The sequence below is a fragment of the Pseudoalteromonas sp. SWXJZ94C genome (assembly GCF_015864385.1).
Lineage (GTDB): Bacteria > Pseudomonadota > Gammaproteobacteria > Enterobacterales > Alteromonadaceae > Pseudoalteromonas.
The window spans coordinates 1-2,453 of sequence record NZ_JADYXF010000109.1 but is presented as its reverse complement, the minus strand read 5'-3'; the positions used below and the strand labels follow the sequence as shown (position 1 = coordinate 2,453).

Below are 2,453 nucleotides of genomic sequence, written 5' to 3'. Positions count from 1 at the left end.
CTTTTTACTTTTAAAATATTAAAGCCACGTTACATGAGCGCGAAGTAAATTCGCACCTACAAGTTTGGCGTATGTTGTTGGGCTTGATATTTATTGTAGGTGAGGTTTTACACCTCGCTTTGCTTTTTAAATATTAAAACCACGTTATATGAGCGCGAAATAAATTCGCACCTACGGGTTTATCGTATGTTGTCGGGTTTGATGTTTTTGTAGGTGAGGTTTTACACCTCGCTTTTGCTTTTAAAATATTAAAACCAGGTTACACAAGCGCGAAGTAGATTGGCACATACGGGTTTGGCGTATGTTGTCGGGTTTGATGTTTATTGTAGGTGAGGTTTTACACCTCGCAATATTACTAATTTATAAATGAAAAGCGTGAGTTTAATTCACGCTTTTTGCTTTTTTACTACGGCGTTATTTTTAAAATAATGCAATTAACTATATTAATTGTGCGTAAATTACGCCCCGTTAAATTGATCAAGGAATAATTATGCCACGCAAATATTTTGGTACCGATGGAGTAAGAGGTAAAGTAGGGACTTTTCCTATCACTCCAGATTTTGCAATGAAATTAGGCTGGGCTGCAGGCACTGTTTTAGCTTCAAGCGGCACAAAAGAAATTTTAATAGGTAAAGATACACGCAACAGTGGTTATATGTTTGAGTCAGCTATTGAGGCAGGGCTTTCTGCTGCGGGTGTTAATGTTGCATTTGTTGGTCCTATGCCAACCCCTGCGGTTGCTTATTTAGCATCAACCTTTAGGGCTGATGCTGGCGTAGTTATTAGCGCATCACATAACCCATATTACGATAACGGCATTAAGTTTTTTAATAATTTTGGTACTAAGCTAAATGACGAACAAGAGTTAGAAATTGAAGCCCTGCTTGAACAAGCATTAAACAACAATGCGATGCAATGTGTAAGCTCTGAGCTTTTAGGTAAAGCAAGGCGTATTAACGATGCCGCTGGTCGGTACATTGAGTTTTGCAAAGGTACATTTGCTAAAGATTTAACGCTTGATGGTTTAAAAATTGTTGTAGATAGCGCTAACGGCGCTGCTTACCATATAGCGCCAAATGTTTATGCCGAGTTGGGTGCTGAAGTTATTAGTATTAACGATAAGCCAAATGGTTTAAATATTAATGAGCAATGTGGCGCAACTCATTTAGATAGCTTACAAGAAGCTGTTTTAGCCAATAATGCTGACTTAGGTATTGCGCTTGATGGTGATGCCGATAGGCTCATGCTCGTTGACAGCACAGGTGCAGTAATTGATGGCGACCAAATACTTTATATTTTGGCTAAATCAGCAAAGCTGCAAGGTAAAATGGATGGTGGTGTTGTCGGTACGCTTATGTCTAATTTAGGGTTAGAATTAGCATTAAAGCAAATGGATATTCCGTTTAAGCGCGCCAAAGTAGGTGATAGGTACGTTGTTGAGCAATTAAAAAATACAGGCTGGAAGTTAGGTGGTGAAGGCTCGGGGCATATTTTACATTTGGATTATGCAACTACAGGTGATGGAATTGTCGCTTCGCTTTTGGTTTTAACTGCACTTATTCAACAAAATGAATCGTTAAATGAATATGTTGCCGGTATGCAAAAACTACCTCAAGTGCTCTTAAATGTTCGTTTATCTAAAAATAATGCGAATGAAATACTAAACACCGATTTAGTAAAACAGGCAGTAATAGAAGCCGAAACGATATTGGCTGACACCGGTCGTGTTTTATTGCGTAAGTCGGGCACAGAGCCACTTATTCGTGTAATGGTTGAGTCTACAGATTCTGTAGCATCGCAAACACAAGCAGAAAATATAGCTACGGCAATCAAAGCGCTTTTATAGGTTTTGTAGGTGAGGTTTTACACCTCGCTTTTTGCTTTTAAAATATTAAAACCACATTACACAAGCGCGAAGTAAATTCGCACCTACAGGTTTGGCGTACGTTGTCGGGTTTGATGTTCATTGTAGGTCAGGTTTTACACCTCGCTTTTGCTTTTTAAATATTAAAGCCACGTTACACAAGCGCGAAGTAAATTCGCACCTCCAGGTTTGGCGTATGTTGTTGGGTTTGATGTTTTTGTAGGTGAGGTTTTACACCTCGCTTTGCTTTTTAAATATTAAAACCACGCTACACAAGCGCGAAGTAAATTCGCACATACAGATTTGGCGTATGTTGTTGGGTTTGATGTTTTTGTAGGTGAGGTTTTACACCTCGCTTTGCTTTTTAAATATTAAACCAAGCTACACAAGCGCGAAGTAAATTCGCACCTACAAGTTTGGCGTATGTTGTTGGGCTTGATTTTTATTGTAGGTGAGGTTTTATACCTCGCTTTTGCTTTTAAAATATTAAAGCCACGTTACACAAGCGCGAAGTAAATTCGCACCTACAGGTTTGGCGTATGTTGTTGGGTTTGATGTTTATTGTAGGTGAGGTTTTACACCTCGCTTT

At 38.9% G+C, this 2,453-nt stretch carries 1 protein-coding gene; it reads left to right on the top strand.

The annotated features are described in order from the left end of the window. Positions 1–490: 490 nt before the first annotated feature. A complete protein-coding gene (gene glmM / locus I6F65_RS21120) occupies positions 491–1,846 on the top strand; it encodes a phosphoglucosamine mutase (RefSeq protein ID WP_197114779.1) in 1,356 nt (451 codons plus the stop codon). The last annotated feature ends 607 nt before the right edge of the window (positions 1,847–2,453 follow it).

Excerpts from the sequence above, each read along its gene's own strand:
- glmM (WP_197114779.1), top strand. The coding sequence starts at position 491 with ATGCCACGCAAATATTTTGGTACCGATGGAGTAAGAGGTAAAGTAGGG.